This window comes from Flavobacterium algicola (assembly GCF_022399565.1).
Lineage (GTDB): Bacteria > Bacteroidota > Bacteroidia > Flavobacteriales > Flavobacteriaceae > Flavobacterium > Flavobacterium algicola.
On the sequence record NZ_JAJTUT010000004.1, the window covers coordinates 1 to 26,902 of the forward strand.

Annotated in this window: 13 protein-coding genes and 1 pseudogene; 13 read left to right on the forward strand and 1 reads right to left on the reverse strand. The window is 33.6% G+C overall.

Annotated elements, in window-relative coordinates; genetic code table 11:
* From LXH21_RS14445 to LXH21_RS14455, 3 genes are all read left to right on the forward strand, one after another.
* On the forward strand, nucleotides 1-1,142 hold a 1,142-nt coding region (locus tag LXH21_RS14445), incomplete at its 5' end, for a gliding motility-associated C-terminal domain-containing protein (protein ID WP_239867415.1).
* Nucleotides 1,143-1,157: 15 nt separating this feature from the next.
* Nucleotides 1,158-2,063, forward strand: a complete 906-nt coding sequence (locus LXH21_RS14450) for a PorP/SprF family type IX secretion system membrane protein (RefSeq protein WP_239867418.1) — start codon at nucleotides 1,158-1,160, stop codon at nucleotides 2,061-2,063.
* Between the two features lie 1,208 nt (nucleotides 2,064-3,271).
* Nucleotides 3,272-3,445: a hypothetical protein gene (locus LXH21_RS14455; RefSeq protein ID WP_239867421.1), complete on the forward strand. Its 174-nt coding sequence runs from the start codon at nucleotides 3,272-3,274 to the stop codon at nucleotides 3,443-3,445.
* Nucleotides 3,446-3,455: 10 nt separating this feature from the next.
* On the opposite strand, the pseudogene LXH21_RS14460 reads toward LXH21_RS14455, so the two are convergent.
* Nucleotides 3,456-7,372 (reverse strand): annotated as a pseudogene (locus tag LXH21_RS14460) (YobI family P-loop NTPase).
* A 374-nt stretch (nucleotides 7,373-7,746) separates the two neighbouring features.
* Here LXH21_RS14460 and LXH21_RS14470 point away from each other — a divergent pair.
* From LXH21_RS14470 to LXH21_RS14515, 10 genes are all read left to right on the forward strand, one after another.
* Nucleotides 7,747-9,642 carry a right-handed parallel beta-helix repeat-containing protein gene (locus LXH21_RS14470; RefSeq protein WP_239867430.1) on the forward strand — a complete coding sequence of 632 codons (1,896 nt, stop codon included), beginning with the start codon at nucleotides 7,747-7,749 and terminating at the stop codon, nucleotides 9,640-9,642.
* Nucleotides 9,643-9,764: 122 nt separating this feature from the next.
* Nucleotides 9,765-10,184, forward strand: a complete 420-nt coding sequence (locus tag LXH21_RS14475; protein WP_317208814.1) for a sulfatase-like hydrolase/transferase — start codon at nucleotides 9,765-9,767, stop codon at nucleotides 10,182-10,184.
* Nucleotides 10,106-11,092: a sulfatase-like hydrolase/transferase gene (locus tag LXH21_RS14480; protein WP_239867436.1), complete on the forward strand. Its 987-nt coding sequence runs from the start codon at nucleotides 10,106-10,108 to the stop codon at nucleotides 11,090-11,092. The genes LXH21_RS14475 and LXH21_RS14480 overlap by 79 nt, the downstream gene beginning before the upstream one ends.
* A gap of 690 nt (nucleotides 11,093-11,782) precedes the next feature.
* Nucleotides 11,783-14,869 carry a SusC/RagA family TonB-linked outer membrane protein gene (locus LXH21_RS14485; protein ID WP_239867439.1) on the forward strand — a complete coding sequence of 1,029 codons (3,087 nt, stop codon included), beginning with the start codon at nucleotides 11,783-11,785 and terminating at the stop codon, nucleotides 14,867-14,869.
* Between the two features lie 13 nt (nucleotides 14,870-14,882).
* A complete protein-coding gene (locus tag LXH21_RS14490) occupies nucleotides 14,883-16,649 on the forward strand; it encodes a RagB/SusD family nutrient uptake outer membrane protein (protein WP_239867442.1) in 1,767 nt (588 codons plus the stop codon).
* A 10-nt stretch (nucleotides 16,650-16,659) separates the two neighbouring features.
* Nucleotides 16,660-17,124, forward strand: a complete 465-nt coding sequence (locus tag LXH21_RS14495) for a hypothetical protein (protein WP_239867445.1) — start codon at nucleotides 16,660-16,662, stop codon at nucleotides 17,122-17,124.
* A gap of 400 nt (nucleotides 17,125-17,524) precedes the next feature.
* Nucleotides 17,525-18,370 carry a T9SS type A sorting domain-containing protein gene (locus tag LXH21_RS14500; protein ID WP_239867448.1) on the forward strand — a complete coding sequence of 282 codons (846 nt, stop codon included), beginning with the start codon at nucleotides 17,525-17,527 and terminating at the stop codon, nucleotides 18,368-18,370.
* A 553-nt stretch (nucleotides 18,371-18,923) separates the two neighbouring features.
* Nucleotides 18,924-22,055, forward strand: coding sequence for a SusC/RagA family TonB-linked outer membrane protein (locus tag LXH21_RS14505; protein WP_239867451.1), 3,132 nt, complete (start codon nucleotides 18,924-18,926; stop codon nucleotides 22,053-22,055).
* Between the two features lie 12 nt (nucleotides 22,056-22,067).
* Nucleotides 22,068-23,543 carry a RagB/SusD family nutrient uptake outer membrane protein gene (locus tag LXH21_RS14510; RefSeq protein WP_239867454.1) on the forward strand — a complete coding sequence of 492 codons (1,476 nt, stop codon included), beginning with the start codon at nucleotides 22,068-22,070 and terminating at the stop codon, nucleotides 23,541-23,543.
* A 615-nt stretch (nucleotides 23,544-24,158) separates the two neighbouring features.
* Nucleotides 24,159-26,732, forward strand: a complete 2,574-nt coding sequence (locus LXH21_RS14515; protein ID WP_239867456.1) for a sialidase family protein — start codon at nucleotides 24,159-24,161, stop codon at nucleotides 26,730-26,732.
* Nucleotides 26,733-26,902: the final 170 nt, after the last annotated feature.

A 26,902-nucleotide genomic window follows, 5' to 3' on the forward strand; every position in this document is an offset into this window, starting at 1 on the left:
ATAATTGTTCGATTGCTACAATGACATTGGATAAAACTACTTTTGATTGTTCTAATGTTGGAATCAATACGGTGATTTTAACCGTAACAGATACAGGTGGAAACTCTGATTCGGCTACTGCAACGGTTACCATAATCGATGATTTGAAACCAATAGTTTTGACTCAAAATATTACGGTTCCATTAGATGCTTCTGGAAATGCTACGATCACTGCGGCGGCTATAAATAATGGTTCGACAGATAACTGTTCGATTGCTACGATGACTTTGGATAAAACTACTTTCGATTGTTCGAATGTTGGTGTAAATACCGTAATACTTACTGTTACCGATGCAAGTGGAAACTCGGCTTCAGCAAACGCAATTGTTACTATACCGAGAGGTACACCTCCCACCATAGCCAATACGCTCCAAGAATTTTGCAAAATTGATAATCCCCTAATTTCTGATATCGAGGTAAATGGTCAGTCCGTACAATGGTATGAAACAAGTATATCAACGACAGCGCTTTCTTCAACGATGGAACTTAAAACAGCAAATTATTTTGCAGTAATTACTCAAAATAACTGCAGTAGCGACAGAATTGCTGTAACTATTACTGTAAATGATGCAGTAACTCCTACAGGTGCATCGATACAATATGCATGTACAGAAAACAAGGGAAGAGTTGTTGATTTAAAAACCGATCAGAAAGAAGTAATTTGGTATGAAACTCCTACTGGAGGAAATCCTTTGGATTTTTCAACTCCGCTTGAAAATAATAAAAAATATTATGCAGCATATTTGGGGGCTTACTGCGAAAGTGCAGCACGATTAGAGGTGTTAGTCATTCAAAGCTATTGTGATGTTAGGATTCATAACGGTATATCAGCAAATGGTGATGGAAAAAATGATTTCTTAGCTATTGAGGGAGTCAATGAATTTTTAGATAACAGTATTGAAATCTTCAGTAGTTCAGGAGTATTGATTTATAAGGTCAACCATTACGGTTCAAATGGAAATGTATTTCGAGGCTATCCCAATGTAGGTACAAATTCAAATGGATCACTGCTACCTTTTGGAACATATTATTATGCATTTACTTTTATAAATCAAAAAGGGGAGAGCAAGGTAAAAACAGGCTTCTTACATTTTACTAATTAATTTAGAGTTTAAAACATGAATTTAAGATACATCATAATCCTATTTTTTCTCACATTATTCCCTGTAACAGCGCAGCAAAACCCTCAGTTTTCAGATTATAAATTAAATCGCTCTATCTTTAACCCAGCTTTTGGTGGTTTTTTTGACGGAAGTGTTTTATTATTAAACAGAAGTCAATTTACAGGAATTGAGGGAGCACCTCAAAGTGTGAATTTGAGTATAAATGCCCCTTTAACAGTCAATATGGGAATGGCGCTAAATGTCATAAGTGAAAAACTTGGAGTTACAGATGAGGTGACTATGACAGCTGATTACTCCTATACTATTTATGTTGGGGAGTTAAATATGCTAACCTTCGGGCTAAAAGCGGGCTTCAGTAATTTAAACATTAATTATTCACTACTTGATTTAGAAGATACTACAGATATCAGCTTTGCAACAAATATTGAAAATAAAATTTTGCCTCGAATGGGTATTGGTTTTTTATTTAATACACCTAATTTATACATAGGACTTTCTACTCCAAATTTTATTAATAAAAATTATGATGCAACAGTAAGCGGATCGACAATTTCGAGAACTCCAAGTTTTTTTTTCAATATGGGGTACAATATGCGATTAAACAACGATCTAGTTCTAGAACCCTCTGTTCTAGTAAAATTCGTGGAAAACGCTCCTTTAGCGGTTGATATGGCGCTGAATTTTGAGTACCAAGAAGTGATGCGTTTTGGAGCATCCTATCGATGGAATAATGCTGTAACGGGATTAATTGGTTTTGAAGTTTTAAGAGACTTTCAAATAGGATATGCTTACGATTATAATATTAATGCACTTGCCAAATACGCACCTAGTTCACACCAATTTTATTTGAAATATACGTTCAAACGACCTAGAGAACTGATGAGACAATGGCAGTTATAAGCAATTATCCAATTTATCAAATTATTTGATAGCGGAATAAAGTATAAACAAATAATGTGCTTTGTATAGTATAATTACAACATAGTCAAATTATAATTAAATTTAGCGAGTAATTAAAAAAAGAGAACCCTTCGAAGCAGAATACTTTGATGGGTTCTTAATTTTGTATCATTTGATGTGAATGTCTACGCCAATCGCTGCTTCTATCTTTTTGCCTAATCCCCAACTTTTGAACTTGATCCCCTTAATCCTATCTTAGGATGGTAAGCATTATAAACGAAAAAAGCTGCAATTAAAATTGCAGCTTTTAGTTTAGTGGGGAGAGTAGGATTCGAACCTAATCGGCTGAACCCTTATCTATGCTGCATCTCTATGAATTTATAATCAAATGTGCCACGATTTTGCCATCAAATTCTAACTAATTAACCTCACAATTAAATAATTATTGCTATATGTAAATCGACCTAATTTTAAAGATTATAATAATTCTAATATTCTAAATAACAAAAGTATATAAATTTTTTAAATAATTGTAGTGAAATTATTTATAGTAATAAAATTCAACTTATGATTATTAAATATTTAATCGTAATTTTTGATATTAAATTCAAAAATATATTAAGAAAAGTGATCCTTTTACTGGGCAAGAAATTACGAACAGTAAAAAAGTTGAGAATGGAGGTTACGCTTCAATGGTAGATTATACAGATGATTGTATCAAGTAAGTCATTATTTTTTGGATAAAAACAACCTTAGACAAAACACCTTAATAGCTGCCAGTCGAATAATCAATATAACTAAGGGCAAAGTGTTAATAACTTGTTAAAGACTCAAATAGCAGGAACACTTCCAATAGGAAAGATTGTGGTTTATACCAATAATTTAAGAACTGATGTTGGTATTTAAAAAGTAACGGCTACTGTTTCAGGATCTAATTATACGACTTTGGTTATAGAAGCCGATTTAGTAATAATAATAAAGGTGATTTTTAAAAAAGAATCCTATAATGTTGACTATGTTGTAATACGAAGTTAAGCTTTTTACATTTTGGCCCATGTCCTGCGTATAACTATCGTTTGGAAGCAAATACTACTGCTCGCTTGGTTAATAATGCCTATAAAACATTGTCTGTAACCGAAGATTTGTACCGCTTCCTAGCTTATTTTCCCCAATAAACGAAAGACCTTAAAGGTCAAACAAAAGAGTACATGAACACCAATATTGCCGATGGTGGCGGTTGCTTTTTTGAATACCATCAAGAAGGTGTTGTAGCCAAAGTTATTTTTACCATCCTTTACAGCACCGATAAAAAGGACGCTGCTTTAATCGCTTTCAAACATTATATTTATGAGAGGATTGCGTATTTGAATGGGGTTAAATGATTGGTCTAAATTAAGCATAGGTCAAAATAAAGCTTCCTTTTTTATTGTCTCTTCTAAAACTATTAATTAGTTCATTCTCCTTTATAATAGTTAAAAAGTTTTTGATCTCATCATTAATATCAAAAACAACATCTTCATTCTCTAAAATACCTTTAAATTTGCCTTCCATTTTTTCTAAAATATCTGAAATTTGATGTTGATTTTCAGGGTTAGAAAAGTACATATTAAATAAACCTATCCTATAACCTTCATCTAAAGCTGAAAAAACTAATTTCTCAAACAATTCTAAAGAAAAATCCTCTAATTTATTTTCATTGTAGAATCGAGCAATTCTATTTAGAAGTTTCAAATTTTCAGTTTCCATTATGTTAGACTCTTTAAAATCAATGATTACGTTTAAATTTTTAATTGATAATTTTGAGTTCAATAGAACTTCAATGAAATCAATATCAAAAGTATAATCTCTTAAATCCGAAATGAATCTGTTTTCATTTTGTTCAATTAATTTAATTAATAGTTCTCTATTGTTTTCTAATAAAAAATTAAATTGATCTTCATCAAGTTTTAAAGCATCTTTTTCAATTAAAAATAGAATCCTAGACTCTAATGTAATTTTATTGGATTCTAATTTTAAATTCCCTGACTTTTCAAAAATGTTTTTAAAAGAATCTTCAGTAAGACCTTCATCATTTATAAGATCATATATAAAATCATGACCATCTTGTTTGTCTTTAAAGAAATCAGCTAATCCTTCAAAAAGTTCAGTTATCAAAAGCTTTGTGAAATTCTCTTCAATATTTAAATAATTAGTTAAAATTGGAGTTAATGGACCGAAATGATTATAATATTCAATAATATTTATCCATGAAGCTGAAATTTTATTTTGTTCAATTAATAATGACTTAACTTCTTTTGATTGGATTTCTCCAAATTTTTCTAATTTACTATTAAACCCTTTTTGTATTATTTTTAATTTATTTTCTAAACTGATTACTTCATCTTTTAGTTCTAATAAATGTAAAACCTCTCCACTATTTTCATTTATATTTTCTTCAATTTTAAGATAAACATTTTCTATATATTGATTTAAATCTGAACTAATTCTTTTATATAATATTGTATCTGTCTTAGATTTTAAAAAAGTAAAATTGGCTTGCGAAAAATGTTCTTCTTTATAATCATATTTTTTGTCAACTTGAGCAAAAAGTTTTAAGTTGTCAATATTGATTTGATAAAGATTATTTTCATAAATTTTAATTAATAACTCTTCAATTTTTTTATCGGGATTTATTAATTCAAATTTTACTTCTAAAAGCATCAAGGTCTTTGTAAATTGATTTATTGAAATTCTGTCAAATATATCTTTTAAGAAATTTTCATCACTATTAATATATTTAGTCATCCCTTTGTTTTTATTCAATTTAATTAAAGTTCTATCTCCTATATCATCAGAAAACAATTGAATTAGATCAAACAAAACTACTCTTTTAAAATTTTTTGAAAACTTTACCTCCACTAAATTCCAGAAATTATCCCATTTTGTTATTTCAATATAAAAATTAGATAAGATTTCATTATTGTCACTTATTTTTTCAAAAAAACCTTCTAAAAAATAAGTACTATTATCATTGTAATTTTGAATTTGACTAAGTAAAAAATCAAGTTTTTTGTTTCTCAAACTAGGTTCTTGACAGTCTTTTAATAAAAAATAAAAAATATCATAAATTAAAATAGACTGATTTTTAAATCTAATATCTCTTGTACTCTTCACTAAATTCTCTACATTGTCAATTTTTTCATCAAAAGAAGTGAATTCGTTTTGATTTATTTTCATCATTAATTTATGATCATTAGAAGATAATGATCCTGGATAAAAGTATGATACGTATTCTATAAAATCTTCATTTAAATAATCATTTATAAATAAATATTTAAAAAGACCGATATTTGGATTTAATTTAATGTATTCAAATTCTTTACCATCGACGTTATTATATATTTTAGAAGAATATACTAAATCTAAAAATTCTTCAATTCCGTCATAGTAATTTTGATATAATTCTAATAAACTTAGATTTTTAATATTTTGTTTTTCATTTTTTAAATACAGTATTCTTCTCTCTAATAGACCAATTTTATTTTCACGGAAGGATTTAATAAGATTTTCACGAGTATCATATGTTGATTTGATATTTACTTTATTTTCGACCTCTTTGAATGAGATATTAGAATAATTATCGCTAGAATATTTATAACTATATTTAATATTACTAGAAGTTTTTATTTTTTGAAAATTGTCATCAGTAATCAACTTACTATCCAGTTTCAATTCCTCAATGTCTATAATTTCTACATCATGTTTTTCAACAATCATAGCAATAAGATTGAAAATATAAATATTCCTTAGTTCGGCAACATCTCTTATAATCAAATCACTTAATTCTTTTTCTAGCTTGACCTTTTCCTCAATTTCTTTTTTTAATTTCTCCTCAATTTCTAAAATAACCTTTTCTAGTTCTTTATCATTTTTAAAATCTTTCTTAAAGATTCGGTGCAGTTTTGATTCGTTTTTTTGAATTCGTGCAAAGTCATCTGGATAGATGTTTTTATAAAATATGATTGCAAATAATTTGTTTTTGTCAATATTAGGTTTGTCTATTTTCAAAATTTCATTATACAGTTTGAATTCATTACAAATATTAATAACTGTTCGCATATCATACACGTAATTAGAAACTTCCGAAATAAAATATCTATCTAAATAACTTTTACTTATTTCAGTTTTTATATTTACAACTACTTCTTCTTCAAAAAAGCTCTTTAATTTTAAAAGAAACATATTTTTTGAATTGCTATAGTCTGTAATAGGAATAACAGGAATTATAATGTCAAAAAATTTAGTTTTATCTTCTAATATAAGTTCATCTTTGACTGAGTAAATAAACTTGACTGGTTGAATAACATCCTTCGACTGCTTTATCAAAATAGAAAGCTCTCTAATTTTAGAATATAATTTGATTGCTATATTATCACTAAATCTGTCAATGTCTTCACGATAACAATATTAGTATTAGTTTTTTCAAAGAAGTAGATTATTTCGTCAATATTTCTATTGAAAACGGATAAATCCTTATCTGTTTTCTCATTAACTATCTCTAGACTATTTGGTGTTAACTTTGAGAATTTTATGTTTTTTATTTTATCAAATGATTTGAATAGAATATAGAAAAGACCCAAAATAAAAGTAATCTGTATGAAATTTGTATTAGTGTTGTCAGTGTGAAATATTGTAATCTTACTATTTATATTTTCAAAAAATAAATAGACTACAGTGTAAAGCCAGACAACTAATGAAAATATAAATATAAATTTGTACGATGGTTTTGTGAAGTGAATTCTTTTGTATGAGGATTCTTTAATTTTTAATTTTTTCTCGTAATAAAGAATTTGTTGAACGATACTAGTTTCAATTAATTTTTCATCTGCTTTTTCATCATTAAAACCTGCTAAGGAAATGTGTAGATATTCAAATCCTCTATTTTTTTTACAAAATTCATTAATAATTGTACTTTTACCTGTTCCAAAACCACCTGTTAAAGCTATATTGATTACATTTTTATTACTTACAGCAAACCGTAAAGAATTTAAATAAGTTTTTAATTGATCAAAGTTTTTCTCATTAATAAGATTAGCCGTTAAATCTTCTAGTAATAGATCATTTTGGATTACATTCTTTTTGGATAATATAAGTTCAATTTTAGCTAAATTATCAATACTAGTTTTAAGAATAAATTGTAAACTTGTTATCATAAAAAGTTTTAAACTCTTAAGTTTTTCCTGTAAAAACTTTTTACTTCTTTTAAAAAATATCAATATTATTAAAATAGTTAATAAAGCTAGAATGTTTGAATAGATATATTCTATCATTGTTTGAAAATTTATTTCCTCAAATATAATTATAATAATTTTCCTAACATTACGGCAATCCGTAAAAACCCAATAAATCCGTTTATTTTCGAATGAAATAAATCAAATCCATTCCTTAGCGCCTTAGCGCCTTTGCGCTACATGACAGTCATTAGTTTTTGCGCAGTCAAATAACAATGAGCGCTAGTGCTCCTGTACAGCACTAGGCCTTACAACTCAGTAATGCAACAAATGTTTTTAATAGTTGTTTTTTTTGAGTTCTATTGCGGTTGTGTACCTGTAAAGACATAAGTTTTACTGTGAAACACATGTTTTGTATAGAATAGCAGAATCTTTACCATTCTAAATTTTGTTCCATACTAATAAACGATTTCATGATTACTAGAAACCGAAAATTAATAGCTCCTGTGGTATTCCTTTTTTTATTGGGTTGCTCTCAGATAGGTATCGCTCAAAAACGCAAGGGGAATACGGTGTATTTTGATACTACCATTGCGGCTGATGCTACTCCCGCCGTTTTGGCTCAGTTTATGAAATCGGATGCCAAATCGATTGCAGAAATGAAATTTGAAAAAGGTATCTATCACTTTTATCCTGATAAAGGTTTTGAGATATATGCGCAATTGTCAAACCACAATAACGGATTGGCAAAAACAGCGTTTCCGATTTTCAACATGAAAAACTTGACGATTGATGGGCAAGAGGCTACCTTTATATTTCATGGTATCAATATTCCGTTTTCGGTAGAGAATTCACAGAATATCAAAGTCATGAACCTATCGATTGATTGGGGAATGTCGTTTCATAGCGAAGGGAAAATCGTAGCGGTAGATCCGGTCAAGAAAACCTTTGACATGCAAATTGCAGATGAATATCCGTATGAAATTCGAAACGGTCAGCTCATTTTTATCAAAGAATATTACGAGCACAATATAGGACAATCGATTTTGTTTGATCCTAAAACTACGGCAATCTCCTATGACACCGAAGCCTATACGTCATTGACCACCAGAACCAAAGTAAAAACACAGCACAACGTCAAAAACATCAAATACAAATATCCTGTAGATCCAAAAGCACCTGAAAATTCAAGAGTGGGAATGGAAGATAAATTGGTAGTGGAGCAACTACAACCAGGACTGCTAAGAGTTTTTAACCACGGAAAAAAAATACCTGAAGTGGGTAAAATTCTAACGATGAAAGGTGAACAAGGACAAAATCGATTTGCACCTGCTTTTCATGTGGTTGCTTCTCAAAATTTTGAAGCCAACAATGTCAATGTGCACCACGCGTGTGGCATGGGGATTATTGTAGAGAATTCAGAGAACCTGACTTTGGATAACTTCAATGTTACCCCATCACAAGGAAGAATGGTTTCGACCACGGCTGATGCGACTCATTTTGTAGGCTGTAGAGGTAAAATCACGATCAAAAATTGTACCTTCAACAACCAATTGGATGATGCGGTCAATGTACACGGTACCTACCAAGAAGTGGTGGATGTTCTAGGCGAAAACAGCATCGGAATCAAAGTCGGGCACTACCAGCAACAAGGCTTTAGCATCGGAGTTCCTGATGATACAATTGGTTTGGTTAATTTGCACCAATCCTTTTTTGAATATGATAAATTAACGTTAAAGTCTATTGAGAAAATTAATAGCCGCTACCAGATTGTAACGTTCAAGGAAAAAATACCATCTTCCTTAAAAAAGGGAGATTATATCGAAAACTTGTCGGCTTATCCGGAGTTGCTGGTGCAAAATTGTACCATTTCAAAAAATAGAGCAAGAGGATTGTTGCTGTCAACGCCCAAGAAAATTGTGGTCGAAAATAATTATTTCGCTACCGAAATGGAAGCGATTTTAGTACCTGTAGAAAGCGGGTACTGGTACGAGTCTGGCAGTGCTTTGGATTTGACCATTCGAAACAATACCTTCCAAGACTGTAACATTGGTGGACAAAACAGAGGAATCATACGTTTTGAAACCGATGACGAAAGTAAAAATGTAGCTTTCAAAAACATTCTTATCGAAAACAATAAAATCAATCAATTTGACGATTTAATTTTGGAAGTAAACAATACTGACGGCCTTAGATTCAAAGGGAATACAATTTCAAACTCTGGTACTTTCAAAATGATCTATCCAGAAAACCCTGCTTTTTCGATTAAAACATCAAAGAATATTATTTTCGAAAATAATAAATATTTAGGCAAAGCAAATCCTATTTTGAAAACAGATGGCTCTGTTCCTAATTTAAAATTTAAATAATAACGATGCATACATTTTTAAAAATAGTCTTAGTCGCAGGACTTTCAATCACGACTATTTAAACACAAGCACAAACAAAACCAAAGCCCAATGTCATTTACATTTTAGCCGATGATTTAGGCATTGTAGATTTAAGTTGCTACGGACAAACCAAATTTGAAACGCCAAATATTGACAAATTAGCGGCTCGAGGAATAAAGTTCACGCAACATTACTGTGGTTCGGCCGTTTATGCGCCTTCTCGCTCAACTTTGATTACGGGACAACACACAGGACATACTTCTATTAGAGGGAATCTCGAAAGAGGTAAAGGTCTAGAAGGGAAAATTGCAATGGACGGTACCGAAGTTACAATTGCAGATGTGTTCAAAAAAGTAGGTTATGCTACTGGAGCTTTTGGAAAATGGGGATTAGGATTTATTGATTCTGAAGGAGACACATTAAACCAAGGTTTTGATGAATTTTGTGGCTACAACTGCCAGGAAAAGCACACCGCTATTTTCCTCCGTATTTATGGCGCAACAAAGAACAAGTGTTCTTAAAAGGAAATATTTATACCAATAAAGTGACTTATGCAACTGATGAAATTCAGAAAGCAACTCTTGATTTTATTACAAAAAATAAAAAGAAACCGTTTTTTGCTTATGTGCCATTTGTATTGCCGTATGCCGAGATAATTTCGCCAGAAGATGCTATTTACAATGCATTCAAAGGGAAATTTAAAGAGGATAAACCTTTTGTTTTGCCAAACGATTATTTGTCGGATTACGGACCTAATATGGTCGAGTACAAATATGCTTCGCAATTAGCGCCTCACGCGGTTTATTCTACGATGGTCACACATTTAGATAATTATGTGGGCGAAATCATGGCTAAGTTAGACGAACTAGGAATTGCAGGTAATACACTAGTGATTTTTACAAGTAATAACGGCCCCGCTGTGGAAGGAGGTGCAGATCCTGAATTTTTCAATGCTGCATTAGGCATGCGCGGTGTAAAAAGAGATTTGTACGAAGGCGGAATTCGTACGCCATTTATAGCAGTTTGGCCTCATAAAATTAAGGAAGGGACAACCTCAGATGTTGTTTCTGCTTTTTGGGATATGAAATCAACCTTTGCTGAGATGACCAATGTAAAAGAAATAGGGAATACAGATGGAATTTCCTTAATGCCTACTTTTTTGGGACAAAAAAATCAAAAACAACATCCATATATGTACTGGGAATTTCCACAAGCAGGTGGTCGTAAAGCAGTTCGTTTAGGAAACTGGAAAGGTGTGATTTATAATATTGATAAAAAAGACAAACCAGAATTTGAATTGTATGATTTAGAAAAGGATCCTTCTGAAAGGAAGAACTTAGATTCGCAAAACCCAAAGATAGTTGCCGAAATGAAAGCCATTATGAAAAAGGAACATGTTGACTCGGCTTTGTTTTCTATGGGGAAATAGATTTATTAGTTTGGTAGAGAGCGATTCTAATGATGAAAATTATTGGGGTCGCTTTTTTTTGTCTCATAATTTGAGATGTAAAATGGATTTTATAGTATAATAGATTTTATATAACATTGATACTGAGTGAACCAATGCAGTTTGTAATTAATAATTATTTAAAATCTGTATCAGTAAAAATATTACCTATATATTATGATAATTTATTTAATGATTATTTTCGTTATACGGATATGCTAATGGGTTGTTGTTGAAGTGTTTGTATTTTTTTATCAGTATTATTTACTCAGGAATACATCTCCTGTACGTGTAGAAACAAATTAAATTAAGTTTTTATTAACCTTTACAATGATGATGTTATAATTTTATATGTATGTTTTTATAAAAAGTAGAAATAATAACTTAAATAATTAAACATTTATAAACCGTATAATGCATCAAGCAACTAAAATTTAAATATTGAACTAAACAAACCAATTATGAAAACAGAAAAACCAAAAATTAATTTTAAAAAATTCAGAATGATAAATAAGGGGCCTTTCAAGCTGAAGTCACCTGAAAATTATCAAATTATAGTTCATTTCTAATTATTAAAATACAATATAATACTGTCCAGTTTTTAGTAAAACAATCTAATATTTTAATTGAGATATACTGTTACTAGGTAGTAGAGTGACTAAAACTAATCAAATGAAGATAAATAAAACAATGAAGTCTAAAAGTAATACCTCACATTTCTTACTAATGTTGTTATTGGTATTTCTCTGTAATTTCACTACGCATGCACAGGAAGTTATTATTCAAGGAATTGTCAAAAGCAGTGATGATAATTTACCTATTCCTGGAGCTACCGTTATGGTGAAAGGATCTAAAAATGGAACAGTAACTAATTTTGATGGAGAATATTCTATAAGAGCTAAAACAGGAGATTTATTAACTTTTAGCTACATAGGTATGATGACCAAGAACGTTACTGTCAACAGTAAGTTTATGAACGTTTCATTAAAGTCTAAAAGTCAAGACTTAGATGAAGTTGTGGTAATTGGATATGGTACAGTGAAGAAAAAAGAAGTGACTGGAGCGGTATCAAGTTTGAAATCAACTGATATTGAAAACTTTGTAACTCCTGATTTAGGTAGCGCTATGCAAGGTCAAATTTCGGGAGTTAATATAGTTAGTTCTTCTGAGCCTGGAGGGGCTTCAGAAATTTTAATCAGAGGAATAACTTCTGTCTCAGGTTCAAATACACCCTTGTTTGTTGTTGATGGTGTGCCTCAGGAAGGCGATCCCGGAATTAGCCCTAACGATGTCGAATCAATCGATGTTTTGAAAGATGCTGCCTCGGCTGCTATCTACGGTACTCGTGGTGCTGCAGGTGTTATTTTAATTACTACAAAACAAGGAAAAGCAGGTGTAATGCAAGTGCGATTTGACGGAAGCATAGGATACGAAAAACTTAAAGGAGGTATTGATTTGATGAATACAGCCCAACAAACATATTTTGATTTAATTTATAACAGAAATCTATCTCCAGGTACTCCCGATGATCAATTTGCATTAAATTTAGATAAAACTCCCTCAGGATTTCAAAATGATTCAAAATTAACAGATATATTATTTATTGACAATGCTAAAACGCAGAATTATAATCTAAACCTTTCGGGAGGTTCAAAGGATTTAACTTATAGTATTTCCACCAATTTATATGATAAAACAGGGGTAGTGCGCAATACTAGTTTTCAACGTTTCAATACGAGAGCAAATGCCACATATAATAAAGGTAAGTGGAAAATCAATGCAAGTGTTGGTGTTTATCAAGAACAAACTAGTAAAGGAGCATCAGGAGCAGTAAATCAGCTTTTGAAATATTTACCTACTCAACCTTCCATTGATTTTGACAATCTAGATGGTCCGATTTTAAGTGAGGATAATGCTCAAGCACTTAATAGCTTAGCAAATGTTTTAGGGAGTTTTAATAATTCCGATATTACGAAATCGGCCAAATCATTAATCAATTTCAATCTTGGATATGATCTTGCAAAGGGATTAAATGTTTCGACTCAAATTGGCTTTAATCAATCAAATAGTTATAGGAAACGATTTGTACGCTACCAACCTATTATCTTTTCTACAGGAGCAGATTCTGGTAGAGCAGATAACAGTAATGTTCAAAATGATGCACAAATAAAGTCGTCTTTGGTTTGGACAAGTGCTATTAATTATAAAAATTCTATTGGAGATCATAATTTTGGACTGATGGCTGCTTACTCGAGGGAGCAGTACAATACCGAACAATTCTCTGCCCAGAAATTTGGAGTACTGGATAACGCAGTGCAAGTGCTTAACGGAACAACAAATAGACCTGAAGTGAGCTCAGGACCGGATGAGGTACGAAAGTTGACGGGTTTTATAACAAGATTTCAGTACGATTATAAAGGGAAATACCTAATTAGTTCTAGTGTACGCCGAGATGGATCTACTCGTTTTGGAGCGAAAAACAGATACGGGACCTTTCCTTCAGTAGCCCTGGCGTGGAATGTTTCAGACGAAGATTTTTGGTCAAAGATGAAAAATGTAGTTAATAATTTCAAAATTCGTTTGAGTAGCGGTACCGTTGGTAACGAGAGTATTCCATCATACCAATATTCAGGTAATATTACGCCGGGATATGATTATGTATTTGGTGGGATCTTGAATTATGGCTTAGCGCAAGATGCCTATTCTAATCCGCTTATTAAATGGGAAACTTCTAAGCAAAACAATATAGGGATTGATTTGGGTTTCTTCAAAAACAAATTGACCTTATCTGCAGAATATTATGATACGAGTAAAGACGGGATGCTGTTTCCTGTAACACTGCCAGGTTCTGCAAGTGGTGAAGATGGATCAACGGTTATATACAACATTGGGGATATGACCAATAGCGGATTTGAATTAGCCTTAGGTTATACCGGGAAAATAAATAAATTAAATTACAGAATGAATGCTACATTCACGACCAATCAAAACGTGATTAAAAAAATTAATGGCGAAGGAAGCTACTTGTTTACTGACGATTCAGGATTGGTGAGTGGCGCTAAGGCTGATTCTCAAGTCACTGTTTTGGCAGAGGGTCATGAAGCTGGTGCGTTTTATTTATTTACTACAGATGGTATTGCCAATACAGCCGAAAAATTAGCAGCGTATCAAAAAGTGATGCCGACAGCAAAAATTGGCGATTTGATTTATAAAGACAATAATAGTGATGGAGCGATTACGAACGCAGACCGTGTATATGCGGGTAGTGGTCTGGCTAAGTATCAAATTGGATATAACTTAAATTTAGATTATAAAGGCTTTGACTTCTCCTTTAATTTGTATGCGGCTTTAGGACAGGAAATTATGAATGGAGCGAAGGCTACTGCTTATGGATATGGACGAAGCGAGGATTTGTTGTATGCCTGGTCTAGTGCGAACCCAGATTCAACAATCCCAGCCTTTAGAGGAGATATAAAATCACATTCAAACTATAAAGGATATACGGATCAATGGCTGGAAGATGGGTCATATTTAAGGGTTAAAAATATAACTTTTGGTTATAGTCTTCCAAAGAAAGTGGTTAGTTCACTTGGGATTTCTAAATTCAGATTATATGTGACAGCTCAAAATCCTTTTACATTCACTAAATATACTGGTTTTGATCCTGAAATTGGTGGTGGAATTAATTCTAGAGGATTAGATAAGGGAAACTATCCATTGGCTAAATTCTATTTAGTTGGAATGAATTTTAACTTTTAAAAGTACAAAGAAGATGAAAAAATCAAATTATAAATATATTGTAATCCTAATGATTGGACTTTTGAGTTCATGCAATGAAGATTATTTAACAGAATCGAATCCAAACTTAATTGCTAGCGAAAATTATTGGAAAGATTTGACAGACACCAACAAAGGATTAACGGCAGCTTATTCAGCACTTTTGAATCCATCTACGCTTAATATCGCCGAAGATGCTTTGCGATCGGATATGGGATGGCCCGGCTTCGGTCGACCAGTTCCCACAGGTAAAGGGGATGGTAGTTTTTGGTATTATCAAACATACAATAATGGTACTTCTGGAGTAAATGACCACTGGAATGCTTGCTATAAAGGAATTTACAGAGCCAATCAAGTGATTGAAGCGTTGAACAACCTTCAAAATAACGGTACTATTACTGCAGCTACAACAGCTAGTTGGACAGAGCAAATGGCCGAAGCTCGCTTTTTAAGAGGATTGTTTCATTTTTATTTACACTCGTCTTACAATAAAGGGAATATTATTATTCGAAATTCAGTACCAAAAGTACAATCGGATTTCACTACGCCACTTTCTAATTCTAGCGATGTAATTATGTTTTTTAGAGAAGACCTAAAATTTGCTTTCGATAATTTGCCTTATGCACCCTCAGTCAAGGGAAGAGCAACCAAAGGAGCTGCTGCCACTATTTTGGGAACGAGTCATCTTTACGAAAATCAATTGGTTGAAGCTAAAATTTATTTTAATGACATTATTACAAACCCGGCCTACGGGTATGAGTTGGTGACCGATATGTCCTTGCTTTTTACATCCAAAGGAGAATTTAATAAAGAGTCTATTTTTGAAATAGAATACAATAATGTCAACCGATTGGATCTTAGTAATTTTGATCCTCAAAGTATGACGAGCCCTTTGGCAACGTACACTATGAGTTCTGGGGCAAACAGTTTTTATGTTCCAACCTGGTTAGCCTACGCTTACAAGACAGAAGTAAAAGATCCGAAAGATGCTCGAAATCATATTGGCAACGATTTGACCAAAGCATTACGTAATGTACCGTTGCGTGCTTCAGCCATGGTGACTTTGATCGAAGACGAACAAACTTTATATTATTTAACGGGTTCTGTTACAGAAAATGTAAGTACTTCTAGAAACGGTAAAGGTTGGGGATACTCTTTTTATAAAAAATATTCTAATCATGACTATTTAGCTTCAGAAAACAGCTTGCCTGTTAATAAAAATTATTCAGGTAAAAATGTTACGGTGAATCGATTGGCAGATGTGTACCTCATGCAAGCTGAATGTTTACTTAAAACAGGAGATGTACAAGGAGCAATTGTTTTGATTAATAAAATTAGAGCGAGATGGGGTTTACAATTGCTAGGCGTCAGCTATGATAGTAGTAAAACATTTGATGGTGTCACATATACGGCCACAACGCTGATGAATCGTTTGATGTATATCGAGAAGCCACTGGAGCTTTCAGTAGAAGGTCATTCTATCCGATACAATGATTTGCGTCGATGGGGAATTTTGGCATCTAATTTTCAAAGGTTAGCAAATGATAATTATTTTGTTGAAGATTACACGTATATCTCGGCAGTAACCGGTAAGTCAGCAACAAAGCAATTAATGTCAATTGTAAAAACAAAAGGAACAAAACCTAGTCTAGCAGTTGATTATGAATATGATATTTCAGTGAACAATTTTAACGAAGCAACACAAAGTTATTTACCGATTCCGTTTAGTGAATATGCTAATAATAGCGCTATCAAACAATAAGAAACAAAATATGAAAAAGATATCAATAATCATCTCAAGTTTACTACTGCTATTAAGTATTGGTTGTACTAAAGACGAAACTGAAAGAACAGTATTTAATGAATTTACTTGGTACACAAGCATTCCTAATGGATTGGCTTATACTGTTAAAGCAGGCGAAAACATCTCGTTTATAGATTTGTCACAAGGAGCGCTCTCGCATGAATGGACCATTCAAGAAGGCAATTTTTACTTGTCTCCAAAATTTGTAAAAGGAACCAATTTAACGCCCTATATTATTCCGAATAAAGGCTTGGTTACTGACGACACAACCGTACATGTGCTTTTCCCTGCTGAAGGTACGTATACTGTAAAGTTAAAAAACACCTACAATAGCAAGATTGTTTATCCTGGAACTGTACCTATTGAAGCAGTACAAGTAGGCGATGTTTGGATTGCCGAGAAGGTGTTTACGGTTATAGTTACTCCTCTGTAAGCAGTTTTAAATACAATTTTAAAAGGTTGTAAAATGATGTAAACGCTCATTTTACAACCTTTTTCTATTTCAATAAATAACAAAATAGAAAGTGTAACCGTCATATTAAGACTATCTTGACTGTTGAGCTGGTTAGTTATTACGTTAATATTGTGTTGTTTAAGCTTCTGTGGAGAGTTTAATTATTTCAGGTCTGCTATTCCGATAGTAATGAGGTTTTTTCATGAAGATTAAGGAGTGGGCTGCAGTAGTATTACATTTTAAACTAAGGTTATAATACACTGTGAATCATATTTTTGCTTCTTTTTACGGGTAGATACATTTAATTTACTTAGACAAACAACTGTTTTTGCTGTGTTCTCTAGTTTTAGATGAATAAATAATTTTAAAAAACTATATTATGAAAAAACAACTACTTCAACTCATTGTACTAGCTATTTCAGCTGTATCTCTTTCAGGTTTGCATGCGCAAGTTGCCAGTTTTGATTCTGCTGCTTGGGGTTTCGAAAAAACGGCGGTCTCTTATGGAGGCGCCACAGGAAACATTGTCGAGGCTTGGACGCAAGTAAATGGGTTTACGCAATCGCCTGCTCAGAAACATTCTGGAAGCTTTAGTATGGAAGCAGATTTTTCTGCAGTAGGCGGATTGTCAACTGCACCCAAATTGCAAACTTTTAGATCGAATACAAATAAAGAAGGGAACTTTGATATACTTAGCCCTGGTAATTATCAAGTTTCAGCTTGGTTTTATGTTACCAATGTTACTACAACAGGTGTTTTTAAGTTAACAGTTCAAAAAAATGGAGAAACGGCTAATGCAGTTACCTTCGACTTAACAACTTTGCCTGCTGGTACTTGGACTCAGGTTTCAGTACCATTGACAATCCCTTCTTTTGTTACCGATGGAACAGCAGTATGGAGTTCTATTAATTTTCCATCGACTCCAACAAACACTGTTTTTTATGTTGATGATATTAATGTGAGTTATGTTTCTAGTTTAGCTACAACACAAAATACGCTTGAAAGGGTTGCTATATATCCTAATCCAGTTTCTGATTTTGTGACTATAAATGCTCCAGATGGAAGTGCGGTACAAATTTATAATGCATTGGGCGCCGTAGTGAAATCTATTTCAGAATTTAATGCATCAAAAACGGTGTCGATTAGTGATTTGTCGGCAGGATTATACCTAGTGAAGGTAAGCAATAATGGAAAAGTATATCAAGACAAGATAGTGAAAAAATAATTTTACAGTATTTTATTTCAGCCGCTTAGAGAAGTCTAAGTGGCTTTTTATTTTTAAGGAAATTAGTAAAGGAAAGGACTTGTATTAACAACCAATTCTAATTGTTAAAAAGGTAAGTGGTAGATTTGATTGGTTGCTACTTCAGGGATTGTTCTTCGGGATAATCCTTTTTGTCGTTTATAAGAGCAAGACACCACTGGGCCGATTCGATGTCTTTCGTGAAGTTAAATGTCGAATTTCAAACTGTTTTTTAGATAAAAACAAAAGTGTTAATGGCATCTGAATTTTTTTAAGCTAAGTAGAGTGAACTGGGGCTTGTACGGCATTTATTTCGAGCGAAATAGACCTCAGGAGACAATAAAATAACCTACAAATACAATAAAAATGCGATGTTGAAATAGATTTGTTTACTGTTCTAATAGAAAAATTATTTTCCTTTTCTAGCAGTTAAAAATGAAGTTCGTTACGTGATGCTATTCAGGAAGTGAGTTCTTCTTGATACCTTACGATAATTGCACTTTTAAACCAAAAAAACAAACTAAAATTTTAATTTATGAAACAAAGTACACATTTTAGTCGCACTTCTTATCTGTCTTCTAGGCTGAAGATGACGTGTAAGTTAACGGCTCTATTTTGCATGGGCACTGTAGCATCTCGAGGCGCTACAGCTCATTTTAACAAAAAATATGACTTGATTCAAACGGAAGTATTGAAACCTGCCTTGCAACAAATTACAATCAAAGGGACGGTAACAGATGCGGACGGAATGCCAATTCCAGGTGCTAATGTTTTGGTCAAAGGAACTGCCATTGGCACTACGACAGACATCGATGGGAATTATGTATTGGGTGTGCCTGTGACGGCGAAAACATTGGTCTTTTCTTATTTAGGTTTAAAAACTACAGAGTTTGCCATTAATGGTAAGAAAGTAGTTAATATTTCGCTGCAAAATGATGCCGCAACCTTGGAAGAAGTTGTAGTAGTAGGGTACGGAACCGTACGAAAATCAGATGTTACGGGTTCATTATCTTCTGTAAGTACTGATGAGATGAACAAAACACAAAATACCTCGATTGCTCAAGCCATTCAAGGTAGAGCCGCTGGGGTTACGGTATCCAAAGGGTCTGGTGGTCCGGGTGCTACACCAACGGTACGTATAAGGGGTGTGGGTACGGTAAACAATGCCGATCCTTTGTATGTGGTAGATGGAGTTCCAATTGGCGATATATCAAGTGTGAATATGGCCGATGCCAAATCGGTTGAAGTTTTAAAAGACGCATCAGCAACGGCAATTTACGGTTCCCGTGGAGCCAATGGAGTCGTTTTGATTACAACAAATGGTGGTAAAAAAGGAAAAACAGTCATCAGTTACAAAACCTATACTAGTTTTGACAAACGCATTGACAACTTAGATGTTTTAAATGCACAACAATGGGGTGCCTTATATAATGAGGGTAATGTTAATGATGGTAAAGCTGCCGATCCTAGTCTTGCCGATCCTGCATCGTTACCAAATTACGATTGGAAGGATGCTGTGTACCGAGGAGGAAGCATTCAAAGTCATCAATTATCTGCTTCGGGGGGTACTGATAAATCTACTTTTTATGTTGGTTTTGGTTATATCAATCAAAAAGGTATTATTGATGAATCAAGTTATAAACGAACCAACTTTAGAGTTAATAATACCTATCAAATTACACCTAAAATTAAATTAGGAAACAATATGCAATACGCTGTTTCCAATACACAATCTATACCGTCATTTGGATTTAATTCAAATGCCAAAGCGGCTTTTAGTGGTTTTTTTATCGATCCAGTAACACCATTTCATAATCCAGATGGAACATATTCTATTCCAAAATATGCAGCTCAACCAATCAATCCCCTAGGCCTGACTACGTTTGGTGTAACTCCAGAGAAAAAAGAAAACTTTTTAGGAAGTGTTTTTATTGAAGCTGAAATTATCAAAGACCTTACTTTTAAATCAAATTTTGGATTGCAAATCAATAACACTTCGGTAGACAATTACAAACCGGCTTACTATGTTTCCCCTATTTTTAGTGCTCCTGTTAGTTCCTATAATTTGAGCCGTTCAGAGAATCGTTCTATTATAGTATCCAATACTTTGAATTATAATAAAACAATCGCCAAAAAACATTATTTCAATGCCTTGCTGGGGCAAGAAATCCAGAATGCAAGCACGAATAATGTTAATGCTAGTAGAAATTCAATTCCTACAAGTGTTGGTCAGCCAACCCTTAATGCAGGTGATGTATCTTCATCTACAAATGGAGGGTTTATTTCAGAATCGAAATTATTATCCTTCTTTGGAAGATTGAATTACAACTACGATGACAGGTATTTGCTGACTGGAACTTATAGAATGGATGGTTCTTCTCGTTTTGGAGCCAATAATAGATGGGCAAAGTTTCCTTCATTAGCTGCGGCGTGGAATTTGCATAAAGAAAACTTTTTTAAGATTGATGCCATCAGTCAGTTCAAAGTTCGTGCGGGATGGGGTGAAACAGGTAATCAAAATATTCCTAACGCGGCCATTTATAATACGCTAAATGTAGGAACCAATTCAATCGTTGGGAAAGATGAATCAACAGCGTTAGGAATTGCTCCTTTGACCCCCGGAAATGCAAACCTAAAATGGGAAACTACGATCACAACCAATATAGGGTTAGACTTGGCTCTATTCAGTAATGCTATTACGTTTACAGCAGATTACTTTATCAAAAACACCTCAGATATGTTGATGGCTACTCCAATTTTATATTCGTCAGGATATGCAAATAGTCCATACACAAACGCAGGTAATATTCAAAATAAAGGTTTAGAGTTTACGACCAATTATAGAAAAAAGATCAAAGATTTCTCTTTTAATGTAGGAGGTAATATTTCTTTTATTCGAAATAAAGTAACGGCTTTGGCCTCTGAGGGAAGTGTTATTTTGACGGGTGACGGTAATAATTTTTATAATATCAGTAGAACTGAAGTAGGACATCCTTTGGCTTCTTTTTACGGATATCAAATGATAGGTATTTTTCAAAATCAAAAAGAGATTGATGATAATGCCTCTTTGTTGAACACCCAACCTGGGGATGTGAAGTATAAAGACGTGAATGGTGATGGACAAATTACAGATAGCGATCGTACGTTTATTGGTTCACCTTTTCCAAAATTCACATATGGAATGAATCTGGACCTGTCTTACAAACAGTTTGATTTTACAGCTTTCTTTCAAGGCAGTCAAGGAAATCAAATATTTAATTCCACAAATTACTGGTTGGAGGGTGACTTAGCATCCAACTCGAGTACATCAATCCTAGGAAGATGGACGGGCGAAGGAACTTCCAATACCATTCCTAGAGCTACTTTTACCAATGCGGGTAACAATAATCTTCAATCGAGCCGCTTTGTCAAAGATGGTTCGTATTTGCGATTGAAAAATGTGCAGTTGGGATATACGTTTACCAAAAGCGTTTTGGATGCCATTAGTTTACAAAATCTAAGAATTTATGTAGCGGCACAAAATCTATTGACGTTTACAAAATACGACGGAATTGATCCTGAGTTAGGAGTTGATGCTTCTCAAAATAGTCCATTGGATATAGGGATTGATAGAGGTAGATACCCTTCGGTGCGGTCATTTTCTTTAGGTTTAGATATTAATTTTTAATCAGTACTAGCGATGTATACATACAATATAATTAAAAAGAGCATAACATATTCAAGTCTTGTGCTAGTAGCAGCTTTGACATCTTGCAGCAAAGATTATTTAGAAATAGAATCGTTTGGTACGCCCGAAGTCGAAAATTTCTATCAAAATCCAGCCGATGCGGAGCAAGCATTGAACGCTGCTTATTCTCCAATGAGAGAGATTTATGGCAAAGAAAATTTTTGGGCTGTAATGGGAACCGATATTATTCAAGGGGATATTGGAACGGATGATTTTATAAAAGGAGGAAACCGATTAAATGATAATCTTCCATTATTTGAAAAAGAAAGTTATACCATTTCGAGTACCAATGTTGCCATAGAGCAAACTTGGCAGACCAACTACAAAGGAATTTTATACGCCAATCTAATTTTAAATAAAGTAGTCAACATTGCTTTTGATGATGCCAATCGTAAAAAAGAAATCCTGGCTGAAGCACATTTTCTAAGAGCTTACTATTATTTTGATTTGGTGAATTCTTTTGGAGGTGTTCCCTTAATCGATAAATTGCAAACAGCGGGCGAGTATGATATTCCTCGTGCAACAACACAGGAGACTTATATCTTTATAGAAAACGATTTGAAAGCGGCCATTGCCGATTTGCCTTCACGTTTTACAAAAACTACAGCCTACCTAGGGCATGCAGACAAAGGTGCTGCTTTGGGCTTGATGATGCGGGTGTCTTTGTATCAAAACAAAATGGATCAGGTAAAAACCTATGGTGAACAATTGTTTGCGTTGCCCTATGTGTTGCAAAATTATGCGACTATTTTTCAAGTAGAAGGGGAGTGGTCACCAGAGTCAATTTACGAAATCAACTTTGTGACCAATGCAAGTATATTAGGAACCGGAATCACGCAGCGTATCTCCCCTAGATCAAAAAAAGGTGGAGGATTCATGCAAGCGACAGACGATCTTTTAAATGAATTTGAAGCGAATGATCCACGCAAAGCAGCCACTTTTTATAAATTAAATGAACCCACTGCCTATGGAACCGGTTGGTACATTCGAAAATATTCATGGGCACCTTATAGTAATTATGCTAGTCCTACTATTGGAGGAACAACCAACAGCGCCAACAACATTCGTGTGATGCGACTGTCTGATGCTTATTTGATGTATGCAGAAGCGATTTATAGAACAGATGCTCCTACTGCAGTGGCGTATGTTAACAAGGTACGCAAGCGCGCGAGAGGTACAGCAGCAAGTACGGTAGTACCTGATTTGGCACTCACTTTGAGCGGTGATCCGTTGCGTGATGCGATTTATCATGAACGAAGAGTGGAGCTGGCTGGTGAAGGGTACCGTTACCATGATTTGATTCGTACAGGTAGAATTCAATCTGTCCTAGTGCCACGAGGCTTTATCGCCGGTAAAAATGAGGTAATGCCCATACCGTACTCACAAGTCACTTTGTCAAAAGGTATTTTACTTCAAAATAATTATTAATAAAGGATAGGTTAGTTTGTTGGTAATAGGGGCTTAATCTTCAATAATTAAGCCTCTTTTTTATAACTATAGTTCCTTCCTAAAATAGCGATAAATTGATCGTTATGCAGACAAAATCAACTGATAGCTTTTTTACTTGCCAAATTTTTATAGTAGTACTCATTATTAAAACTAATAAAATTTTAAATTAATTGGAATCAAATAATAAATTTTAATTTACTCAGAATATCCATTTTGCTGTAGTCAACTTTATGATTTTAAAATTAGTTAAATTGCATTGAAGGGTAGTTGTACTAGTAGTGATTACTGAATACGACAGGGAGATATAATTAACTTATGATAACAGCAATTTTGTTAACTAAAGTATATAGTGTTATAACTGCTAGTAATTAAATTAAACCTTTTTTATTTTTTTTTTATATATATTGGGAGTTAATTAATTATACTAAAACAAGATGATATTACGTTATTTTAAAGATAAATATTATAATAAGGTTATTTTAAAATATAAGTGTAAATAATGTTAAATATATATATTGCAACTAGAGACAGTGGCGTGGCTACGGGAAGTCATTAATTTTTTAGAAATAATAAAGTACCATTAGAAAGTAAATCATGAAAATATATACATTTTGCAGTCTTGTTTTTCTTGCAGGAACAACATTAGCCACAGCACAAACAGATTTCTTTAGAAAATTAAAAAAAGAAGATGTGGCTTCTAATCCTAGTATTCAATGGACACAGTTTGGCCCAGGAATGAGCGGAAATAATAAGTCAGCTTTTTGGCATCCATTAGATCCCAATGTTCTTTTTATTTCGCCAAATATGGGAAATTCATATCGAACTACGGATAAAGGATTAACATATGAAACTGTTTTAGACGAAGATGGTTCTTCTATAAAAATGGGAACTCGTGGCCCAGACGAATTCAATAGTATTGATTTCTCTAGACAAAACCCCAATTTTGGTTTCAGTACAGATTCTAGGCCTTTGGGGTTATTTATGACGACCAATAAAGGGAAAACTTGGGTCAAAAATGAAGAGTTAGTAAAGGTATTTGGTAAATCAAGATTATCCTGTATCACGGTGAATCCAAAAGATGAAAATGTTTGGTATGTTGGCGCAGGAGCTATGAGAGAATGGGGTCGAATTCTTTTCAGTAAAGCAGAACCACATGGAACATATATTGACGCTAACAGCCAAGGTAAAATTTGGAAATCTACTACTAAAGGAAAAACATGGGAACTTATCAATTCAGGTTTGCATGAAAAGGCAGAGATAGAAACCATTATTGTAGATCCTGTGGATACGAATATTATTTATGCCAATTCCAATTATGGTTTTTACAAAAGCACCGATGCTGGCAAACATTGGGAACTAAAAATAAACGGAATTGATACGGATGTGATTCGCTCGTTTACGATGCATCATGACAAACAAACGAATAAGGTGACACTATTTGTTATCGCTAGTGTTTTGTGGGAAGCCGATGGTAAAACCATAAAAGATGCTGCTGGAGGAATTTTTAAAAGTACCGACAAAGGAGAAAATTGGACTAAAATAAATGGTGATTTGGCAGTTGATATGAATCAATTTGCTAGTGATAAAAGCATCATCAAAAGTTACTACAATGTTGTGGGGTACTTTTTTGGTGTGTCTATTGCCAAAGCACAGGCGATGTTTCCAGAATTACCCCAAAGCCTTACGTTTCGATTCAACGAATTAACTGTGGATCCTAATAATGCTAATAATTTGTATTTGGTCAATATGTACTCTAATGCGTCGAGGAATAATTTTATTCCAGGTTGTTTGTGGCGCAGTAAGGATGGAGGGAAACATTGGTTTGTAACGTTTAGAAACGGAAAAAATTGGAACCAAGGCAAAGATGTTAACTATTGGAAACAAAGAAATAATCCAATGGGAACGAATGTGTCTTTACTGTATTTGCACGATTGGATTAACCGTGATACGTATGATCGAAAAGCTTGTAATTTTGCCCGATTCAATGCCGATGGAACAGTATTGCACACCCAATTGGCCAAAATTTCGCTGATGTCTTATGATAAAGGGGATACTTGGGTAGATATTGATGATGTAAAAACAGCTTCAAGTGACGAAAGTTATATTGGTGCAGGAAATAGCAATTTACCTGGTCATGGTTTTTATCAGGATTTGCGTTTTCCAGGGAAAGTTTTTTGTGCTGCTGGAGAAAATTCACTTTGGGTTACCAATGATGACATCAGTAAAGAAAGACCTAACCGCCAGTCAGCAACGTATCACGATTTACTTGAAAGCGAATCTTCTTTGAGTTGTTACGCTATTCATCCTAAAAATCCATTAATTCATTTTGCTTTGTTTTTTAGACAAGATAAAAGAGGTAAATTAATGAAATCAATTGATGGAGGTAAAACATGGAAAGAACAAGGAACTCCAATCCCTGCTTGGGAAGTAAAAGCACATAGCGGTGATCAATCCGTACATCAATTGAGTTTGATTATTGATCCTGTACAACCTGATAATATGTATTTCTGTGTACCAAAAACAGCAAAAAACATGGAGTTTGTAGGCGATAGCGAAACGGGTTTTGGAGTGCATAAATCAACTGATGGAGGTTTTACATGGTCTGAAATTAATAACGGATTAGCCCCATCACGTGATGTCTCCATGCTTAAATTTGACCCTAACAATCCTGCTGTTTTATATGCTACCGTGCAAGGAAATAAGGGGGAATTATACAAATCAACCAATCGTGGAGAACAATGGGAAGAAGTAGAAAGTACCAGTGATATCAAAGGTAAATTTGGAATTAATGACATTCACTTTGCTCCAGATGGAAAAGTCTATATCACATCGGGTTACAAAAATGCAGCTGCTGATGATGGTGGACTTTGGGTAAGTGATCAAAAAATGAAATCTTGGAAAAAAATATTTGATTATCCTTGGTGTAATCGCGTTGAGGTGGCTCAATATGATTCGAAAGTGATCCTGCTTTCAACACTGGCAAATACAAATGTCGAAGGCCGCAACGCAGGGGTTTACCTGTCTAAAGATGGCGGTGCAACCTGGATAAAAATGAACAAAGGAAACGGACAATCAGACCGTGTGAATGATATTGCAATCGATTATTTCACTCCAGGAAAATATTACGCATCTACTTATGGAAGTGGGTTTTATGTAGCTAAGGAGTAATCGTAAAGTATAATTAATTATGAGTAGCATCAAGTGGAGTCTTTTATTAAGTTCGTTTTATTAGGAGCAGAACGTAGCGTTCATTCAGGTAAATACCGTCCTGCTATCCGCTCTATCTTGTGGCGGCATAAATGCCCGCCGCCACAAGGATGCCGCTTCTATCAGGGCTC